We start from the raw sequence: 8,567 nt of genomic DNA on the forward strand, positions 1-8,567 counted from the left end.
GCTGTCGACGCACGAGAGCGTCGGCTACCTCCTGCCCGTGGACCTCGTCGCCTCGCTCGTCCGTGACACCGAGCGCGTCGTCGGCGTCAACTGCTCCACCGGCGACATGACCTACCTCGTGCGCCTGATCGAGGCCGTCGACGGGCGAGCCGACGTGCACGTCGGGGGACCCATGCACGCGCTGACCGGGCTGGCGATGGGCGGGCAGGGGTTCCTGAGCTCGGACGCCAACCTCGCCCCCCGGCTGTGCGCCGACGTCATCGAGGCTTGGAAGGCCGGCGATGTCAGGACGCTCGCCGCCAGCTTCCGGAGGCTCCTGCGCCTCTACACGGCGACGCGCGAGCTCGGCGGCGTCACCGCGACGAAGGCCGCGCTCGAGCTGCTCGGCCTCCCGGGCGGTCCGCCGCGCCCACCCCGGCTGCCGGCGAGCGGGGAGACGCTCGCTGGGGTCCAGCGGCGAATCCTGGCCGAGCTCCGACCATCGGACGTCGACGGCTGACCCGAGCGCCGACGCGAGACCGCGACCATCGCGGCGCGCCGCGTGCACTCGACCCCAGCACCGTCACCGCCGCGCCCAGGCTCGGCGCTCGCACCGTGCGGCGCGTCGCCTCGACGCGTAAGATGGAGTGGATGCGTGAGGTTGAGCGCCGGTCCGGCGCGAGCTCCGAGGAGGTGAGGCGGATGCGGCGACGAAGCGACCCCCCGAGTCCCAGCCGCCGACCCGTCCGCTTCGGGCCTCCGCACCGCTAGTCCGGTTCTTCGCGGTCCGCCCGGGCGGCGCGGGTTCTCACCCCGCCAGCGACCCTGGAGGACCCGATGGCACGACGCCCACCTTTCCCCAGCCCGACCGCGCGGCGGCTTCGACGCGACCGCCGCACCCAGCGGCTGCTCGCGAACCGCGCCGTCCGCGACGCCCTCGTCTCCGTCGCCGGTCTCGTCCGCCGCCCCGTCCGGATCAGCGGCGGTGCCGAGGTCGGTCGACTGGCCGACCTCGTGGCTCGATGGGACGGTCAGCCCTACCCGCCGATTACCGGCCTCGTCGTGCGGGTCGCGCGCCGGCTCGCGTTCGTGCCGGCCTCGCAGGTCGCCGACCTCGGACGCCCCGGGATCACGCTCACGTCGGCGCAGTTCAACCTGCGCGACTTCGAGCGCCGCCCCGGCGAGGTGCTGCTCTCCGGCGACGTCCTCGACCACCAGCTCGTCGACGTGGACGGCGTCCGAGTGGTCCGGGCGTCCGACCTCTATCTGGCGCCCGTCTCGGACGGGTGGCGGCTCGTCGGCGTCGACATCGGGTACCAGTCCCTCCTCCGGCGTCTCGGACCCGCTCGGTGGCGGGTGCGTCCCACACCCGACCGGGTCATCGACTGGGCGGCCATCCAGCCGTTCGGCGTCGACCCCGGGCCGCTGCGCCTGCGGCGCGAGAACCAGACCCTGGCGCGCCTACGCCCGAGCGAGCTCGCCGACCTCCTCGAGGAGCTGGGCCGGCCCGAGCGCAACGAGCTGCTCGAGACCCTCGAGCGGAACTCGGCCGCCGACGCGCTCGAGGAGATGGAGCCCGACGAGCTGCGCGCCTTGCTGCGCGACCTGCCGGTCCGCCGCGTCGCCGACCTCCTCGGCGCTATGGAGCCTGACGAGGCGGCCGACGCACTCCGCGACCTCGACGAGGACGAGCTGGAGGAGATCTTCGCCGCGATGGCGCCGGCGGTCGCCACGCAGCTGCGGCCGCTGCTCTCCTACCCCGAGAGCACCGCCGGCGGCCTCATGACGACCCGGCTGCTCGTGGGGCGCTGCGACGAGACCGTCGGCGCGGTCCGAGCCCGTCTGGCTGCCGCCGACGAGCGGCTGGATCTCTCGGCCGTCGTCCTCGTCGACGAAGACAACCGGGTGGTCGACGACATCTCGGTCGTGGACCTGTTCGTCGTCGAGCCCGAACAGCGGCTGGAGGAGCTCGCCTCGGACGCAGAGCCGGTGACCGTGCTGCCCTCGGCTCCGCTGACCGAGGTCATCGACCGGCTGATCGATTCCCGTCAGGCGTCGCTCCTGGTCGTCGACGATGACCGGCATCCGGTCGGCCGAATCATGGCCGACGACGTGATCGACGCCCTCGTCCCGACCCGCGGTCGGTACCGCCTGCATGTCCGCGTCCCATGATCCCGCCGTTCGCCCGCGAGTTGTTGGCGCGCCGCCGCCGCGCCGTCACGGTCTTCGCCGTGCTGGGCCCCGGCGTGATCGCCGCCAACGCGGGCAACGACGCCGGGGGGATCGCGACGTACGCGTCGGCGGGATCCCAGTTCGTCTACCGCACGCTCTTCCTTATGGTGCTCGTGACCGTGGCGCTCGTCGTGGTCCAGGAGATGTCGGCCCGACTCGGCGCGTACTCGGGTGAGGGCCTCGTCTCGCTGATCCGGGAGCAGTTCTCGCTCCGGATCGCGACCGTCGCGGTCGTCTGCCTCGTCGTCGCCAACGTCGGGCTGGTCGTCTCGGAGTTCGCCGGCATCGGCGCTGCCTTCGAGCTGTTCGGCGTGTCCCGGTACGTCGCCGTCCCGATCGCGGCGGTGTGCATCTGGTCGGTCGTGGTCCTCGGCACCTACCGGTACGCCGAGCGGGTGTTCCTCCTGCTCTCGGTGGCGTTCCTCGCCTATCCGGTCGCGGTGTTTCTCGGGAAGCCCGACTGGGGCCAGGTCGCCACGAACACGCTGTGGCCGCACTTCACGGGCAGCCACGCCTTCGTCGTCCTCGCCGTGGCCCTCGTCGGGACGACGATCACGCCGTACATGCAGCTCTACCAGGCCGCCGCAGTCGCCGACCGGGGCATCGGCCCGGACGACTACCCACGGGAGCGGCTGGACAGCGTCGGCGGCGCCATCTTCGCCAACGTGATCAGCATGTTCATCATCATCGCGACGGCCGCGGCCATCGGCGGTCACGGCGCGCTCGGGTCGGCGGACGAGGCGGCCCGCGCCCTCGAGCCGGTGGCCGGCGGCGGCGCGACGATCCTGTTCGGCGTCGGCCTCCTCGGCGCGTCCGCCCTCGCCGCCGCCGTGGTGCCCCTCTCGACCGCCTACGGGCTGGCGGAGGCCGTGGGCGCCGAGCGGTCCGTCTCCCGCCGCATCTCCGAGGCGCGCCTGTTCGTGGGGCTGTTCACCGCGCAGGTGGTGCTGGGGGCGGCGGTGGCGCTGATCCCCGGGAACCTCATCACGCTGCTGATCAACACCCAGATCCTGAACGGGTTGATCACGCCGGTGATCCTCGCGTTCATCCTGGTGCTGGCGAACCGACGCTCGGTGCTCGGCGACGCGGTGAACGCCCCGCGCTTCCGCGTGGTCGCGACCGTGTCGGTCGTGGCCGTGAGCGCGCTCGCGCTCTTCGTCGTGGCCCAGACCGTGTTCGGCTGGCTCGGCCTGGCGTGACGGCCGCGGCCCCGGTGCGCGACCCTGAGCCCGTGGCCCGTCGATCCCACCGCTCGATCCGCGCCTGCCGGCGGGCACCGGCGATCGCCGAGCGAGCCCACCCGGGGCGACGCCCGTGAACGCGCCGCGGTTCCCGCGGGCGGCCGTCGCCTCCCCGCACTACCTGGCCTCTGCCACCGGCCTCGCCGTCCTGGCCGGCGGCGGCAACGCGGTCGACGCCGCGGTCGCCGCCAACCTGACGCTCGGCGTCGTCGCCCCGTACCTCTGCGGCTTCGGTGGTGACCTCTTCGCGGTGGTCTGGGACGGCGGGCTCCACGGGTACCTCGGGTCGGGCCGCTCGGCCGCCGAGGCGAGCCTCGACGCGGTCGCGGGGCGGGCGGGCACCTCGCACATGCCCGTCCTCGGGCCGGACTCGGTCACCGTGCCCGGTGGGGTCGCGGGCTGGTTCGACCTCCTCGGCCGGTGGGGCACCCGCGACTTCGGGACGCTCGCCGCCGACGCCGTCGCGTACGCCCACGACGGCTTCCCGGTCACCGCCGCGGCCGCCCCGGTGTTCGCCGAGGCGGCGCGCATGTACCGGCGCGACCCGTGGTTCGAGCGCTGGCAGCGCGTGTACGGGGACGTGACCGCCGGCTCGTGGCTGCGGCAGCCGGCGCTGGCCCGCACGATCGAGCGCATCGCCCAGGACGGCCCGGACGCCTACTACCGCGGTCCGATCGGCGAGGCGATCGTCGCCACCCTCAGCGAGGACGGCGCCGACCTGCGCCAGGGCGACTTCGCCGCGCACGCGGGGGAGTGGGTGCCCCCGCTCCGCGCCGCGTACCGAGACGTCGAGGTCGCCGAGCTCCCGCCCCCGACCCAGGGCGTCACCGCGCTCGAGGCGCTGCGCATCCTCGACGGCGGCCCGCTCCCGGCGCCGGGACCGGCGCGCGAGCACCTCCTCATCGAGGCGCTGAAGCAGGCCCTCGCCGACCGGGACCGGTACGTCACCGAGCCGTCGGCCATGCCGCGACCGGCGACAGAGCTGCTCGCCGAGTCCTTCGTCGCGTCACGGCGGGACGCGCTCCGAGCCGACCGGGCCGTGCGGCCGGGGGTCGGGGTGACCCAGCCCGGTGGCACCGCGTACCTCTGCGCGAGCGACGCCGACGGGCTGCTCGTGAGCCTCATCCAGTCGAACTTCATGTCGTTCGGGTCCGGCATCCACGTCTCCGACTGGGGCATCAACCTCAACAACCGCGGGTTCTCGTTCTCGCTCGACCCGACCCACCCGAACCGCTTCGAGCCCGGCAAGCGCCCCTTGCACACGCTGATCCCGGCCCTCGGCTTCCGCGACGGCCGGCCGTGGCTCGTGTTCGGCAGCATGGGCGGCGACGCCCAGACCGCGGTGCACGTGCAGCTGCTCGCGCACCTCGTCGACGAGGCCGCCGACCCGGCCGACGCGCTGCGCGCGCCCCGGTGGCGGGTCGACCCGGGCCGCTGGGCCGTCCACGCCGAGGACCGCTTCGCGCCCGACGTGCTCGAGGGCCTGCGGTCCCGCGGCCACGAGGTGGTAGAGGCGCCCGCGTACGACGCGCGCATGGGTCACGCGCACGTCATCCGCCTCGAGTCGAGCGGCTACGCCGCCGCGTCCGACCCGCGTTCCGAGGGCGCCGCGCTCGGGCGTTGACGGGTCGGCCGGTCGCGTTCCGGGGCACGGATACGCTGCAGTGATGGACGTGAAGTCGGTCGAGGACGTGCGTGACGCGCTCGCCGCCCACGACTACCTCGCCGACGTGGGACTGGCGACCGCGGTGTTCCTCGCGCTCCGGCTCGAGCGGCCGCTGCTGCTCGAGGGCGAGGCCGGCGTCGGGAAGACCGAGCTGGCGAAGGTGCTGGCGGCCTGGACCGGCGGCGAGCTCGTGCGGCTCCAGTGCTACGAGGGGATCGACGCCGGGCAGGCCGTGTACGAGTGGGACTACTCGCGCCAGCTGCTGCACCTCCGGGCCGCCGAGGCCGGCGGCGGGCCGGTGCGGGAGGACGAGCTCTACTCCGAGCGGTTCCTCGTGCGGCGACCGCTGCTGCGCGCCGTCGCCTCGGAGGGTCCGCAGCCCCCGGTCCTGCTCGTCGACGAGGTCGACCGCGCCGACGACGAGTTCGAGGCCTTCCTGCTCGAGATCCTCGCCGACTACGCGATCACGATCCCCGAGCTCGGCACCTACCGGGCCGAGCGACCGCCGGTCGTCGTCGTCACCTCGAACCGGACGCGCGACGTCCACGACGCGCTGAAGCGCCGCTGTCTCTACCACTGGATCGACCACCCCGACTTCGATCGCGAGCTCGCCATCCTGCGGGTCCGGGCCCCCGGCGTCGGCGAGGCGCTGGCGCGGCAGGTGGCGGCGGCCGTGGAGGCGCTGCGCGACCTCGACCTCTACAAGCCCCCCGGCGTGGCCGAGACCATCGACTGGGCCCAGGCCGTCGCCGCCCTCGGCGCCGCGACGCTCGACGAGGACACGGTCGAGGTCACGCTCGGCACCGTCCTGAAGTACCGGGAGGACCAGCAGCGGGCGCGCGCGCACGGCCTCGGCGCACTCGTCGGCACCGCTCGGGCCCACGATGGCTGACGCCGAGACCGACCGCGTCGTCGTCGCCTTCGCCCGGCTGCTCCGGCGCCTCGGGCTCGAGGTTCCCGTCGGCGCCACCGTGACGCTCGGCCAGGCGTGGGCCGCGGTCGGCCTCGACGCCCCCGACGAGCTGTACTGGGCCGGGCGGGCCGTGCTGGTGCGCCGACGGGAGGACGTGCCGCGCTACGACCGCGGGTTCCGCGCCTTCTGGGGCGCGCCCGCGGAGCGGCCCGAGCCGGAGCCCGCCGTCGCCGCCAGCCTCGGCCTCGACGACGGCGACGGTGGCGGCGACGACACCGGCCCGGACGGGGCGGGCGACCTGGCCCTGCGGGTGCGCTGGAGCCCGGCCGAGGTGCTGCGCACGCGCGACTTCGCCGCCTGCAGCCCCGGCGAGCTCGACGAGGCCCGGCGGCTCATCGCCGACCTGCGCGTCGTCGGCGCCCGCCGCCGCTCCCGCCGACACCGGCCGACTCGGCGCGACCGGGGCCGCCTCGACCTGCGCCGCACGGTGCGTCGAGCCGTGCGGGCGAGCGGCGAGACCGTGAGCCGGGCCTTCCAGGCCCCCAGTGACCGCCCCCGGCGCATCGTGCTGCTCTGCGACGTGAGCGGGTCGATGGAGCCGTACGCCCGGGAGCTGGTGCGGTTCCTCCACACCGCGGTCGTCGGCGGCGCCCGGGTCGAGGCCTTCGCGCTCGGCACCAGGCTCACCCGGCTCACCCGCGAGCTCTCGTCGCGGGACCCCGACCAGGCCCTCGCCGCCGCCGCCCGTCGCGTTACCGACTGGTCGGGGGGCACACGGCTCGGATCGGGCCTGCGGGCCTTCAACGACCGGTGGGGGATCCGAGGCCTGGCCCGGGGCGCCATCATCGTGATCCTGTCCGACGGCTGGGACCGCGGCGACCCGGACGTCCTCGCCACCGAGATGGCGCGGCTCCGGCGGGTGGCGCACCGCGTGGTGTGGGTGAACCCGCTGAAGGCGACGCCCGACTACGCGCCGCTGGCCCGGGGGATGGCGGCCGCGCTCCCGTTCGTGGACGAGTTCGTGACCGGCCACTCCGTCGCGGCCCTCGACGACCTCGTGGCCGTGCTGGCCCGCTGATGCGCGAGCTGCTGGCGGACATCGAGCGGTGGCGGCGCGCGGGCCACCGGGTCGCGGTCGCTCGGGTCGTCGGGCTCGACGGCTCCGGGCCCCGGGACCCCGGCGCCGCGATGGCGGTGAGCGACGGCGGCGAGGTGGCGGGCTCGGTGTCGGGCGGCTGCGTCGAGGGGGCGGTCGTCACCGAGGCCCTGGCGGTGCTGGCCGGCGACCGGCCGCGCGGCGTGGTCTCGTTCGGCTACTCCGACGACGAGGCCTTCGCGGTCGGGCTGACCTGCGGCGGCACCATCCACGTGTTCGTCGAGCCGCTGGACTGGTGACCCCGACCGCCGAGGTTCCCGCCACCCCCGTCTTCGACGCGCTGCGCGACGCGCTCCGGGACGAGCAGCCCGTCGCGCTCGCGACGGTCACCGAGGGCGCCGGCGTCGGCGCCAAGCTCCTCGTCGGTCCCGGGCGGGACCCGCTCGGCACCCTCGGGACCCCCGACCTCGACCGCGTGGTCGCGCGCGACGCGCTGGGCGCGCTCGGCGCCGGGACCACCGTCACCCGCCACTACGGCCGCCGGGGCGAGGCCCGCGAGGCCGACGTGACGGTCTTCATCGAATCCTTCGCCCCGCCGCCCCGGATGGTGATCTTCGGCGCCGTCGACTTCACGGCCGCGCTGGCGCGGGTCGCCAAGCTCCTCGGCTACCACGTCACCGTCTGCGACGCGCGGGCCGCGTTCGCGACCGCGGCCCGGTTCCCGATGGCCGACGAGGTCGTCTGCGAGTGGCCCGACCGGTACCTGGCGCGCCACGGCGGCGACCTCGGGCCCCGCGACGCCGTCTGCGTGCTCACCCACGACGCCAAGTTCGACGTCCCGGCGATCGTCGCCGCCCTCGCCACCGACGTCGGCTACCTCGGGGCCATGGGCAGCCGGCGGACCCACGCCCGGCGGCTCGAACGGCTCCGCGAGGCCGGCGTCGACGACGCCGCGCTCACGCGGCTCCTCGCCCCCATCGGGCTCGACCTCGGCGCGCGCACACCCGAGGAGACGGCCATCGCCGTGTGCGCCGAGATCATCGCCCGGCGCACCGGCCGCCCGGCGCCGTCGCTGCGCGACGCTCAGGGGCCGATCCACTGACCGACGCACCGGGAGGAGGGCGATGGACCTGATGCTGGCCGGTCGACGCGCCGCCGTGGCGGCCGCGTCCCGGGGCCTGGGACGCGCGTGCGCGGCGGCGCTGGCGCGGGAGGGCGCCCGGGTGGCGATCTGCGGCCGGGACGCCGCCGCGGTCGAGGCTGCTGCCCGCGACGACGGCCTCGTCCCGATCGTCGCCGACGTGTCGGACCCGGACGGGGCGAGCGGCTTCGTGCGCGACGCGCGCGCCGCGCTCGGCGGGGTGGACGTGCTGGTGGCGAACGCCGGGGGACCCCGGCCCGGCGGGTTCGCCGACGTGTCCGACCCGGCCGAGTACGCCC

General features: G+C 75.4%; 9 protein-coding genes. All 9 read left to right on the forward strand.

What is annotated here, in order from left to right; translation table 11 throughout:
* On the forward strand, positions 1 to 499 hold a 499-nt coding region (locus VG869_09810; GenBank protein ID HEV3451490.1), incomplete at its 5' end, for a dihydrodipicolinate synthase family protein.
* Between the two features lie 317 nt (positions 500 to 816).
* Positions 817 to 2,151: a CBS domain-containing protein gene (locus VG869_09815; GenBank protein HEV3451491.1), complete on the forward strand. Its 1,335-nt coding sequence runs from the start codon at positions 817 to 819 to the stop codon at positions 2,149 to 2,151.
* Positions 2,148 to 3,410 (forward strand): divalent metal cation transporter, encoded by a 1,263-nt coding sequence (locus tag VG869_09820; protein ID HEV3451492.1) that lies wholly within the window; start codon positions 2,148 to 2,150, stop codon positions 3,408 to 3,410. The genes VG869_09815 and VG869_09820 overlap by 4 nt, the downstream gene beginning before the upstream one ends.
* A 115-nt stretch (positions 3,411 to 3,525) precedes the next feature.
* Positions 3,526 to 5,076 (forward strand): gamma-glutamyltransferase family protein, encoded by a 1,551-nt coding sequence (locus VG869_09825; GenBank protein ID HEV3451493.1) that lies wholly within the window; start codon positions 3,526 to 3,528, stop codon positions 5,074 to 5,076.
* Positions 5,077 to 5,119: 43 nt separating this feature from the next.
* Positions 5,120 to 6,010, forward strand: coding sequence for a MoxR family ATPase (locus VG869_09830; protein HEV3451494.1), 891 nt, complete (start codon positions 5,120 to 5,122; stop codon positions 6,008 to 6,010).
* Positions 6,003 to 7,109, forward strand: coding sequence for a VWA domain-containing protein (locus VG869_09835; protein HEV3451495.1), 1,107 nt, complete (start codon positions 6,003 to 6,005; stop codon positions 7,107 to 7,109). Before VG869_09830 ends, VG869_09835 begins: the two co-directional genes overlap by 8 nt.
* On the forward strand, positions 7,109 to 7,426 hold the full coding sequence (locus VG869_09840; GenBank protein ID HEV3451496.1) for an XdhC family protein: 318 nt from the start codon (positions 7,109 to 7,111) through the stop codon (positions 7,424 to 7,426). The genes VG869_09835 and VG869_09840 overlap by 1 nt, the downstream gene beginning before the upstream one ends.
* On the forward strand, positions 7,423 to 8,229 hold the full coding sequence (locus VG869_09845) for an XdhC/CoxI family protein (GenBank protein HEV3451497.1): 807 nt from the start codon (positions 7,423 to 7,425) through the stop codon (positions 8,227 to 8,229). The genes VG869_09840 and VG869_09845 overlap by 4 nt, the downstream gene beginning before the upstream one ends.
* A gap of 22 nt (positions 8,230 to 8,251) precedes the next feature.
* The coding region (locus VG869_09850) for an SDR family NAD(P)-dependent oxidoreductase (GenBank protein HEV3451498.1) at positions 8,252 to 8,567 on the forward strand (316 nt) is incomplete at its 3' end.

Source organism: Acidimicrobiia bacterium (genome assembly GCA_035948415.1).
Lineage (GTDB): Bacteria > Actinomycetota > Acidimicrobiia > IMCC26256 > PALSA-555 > PALSA-555.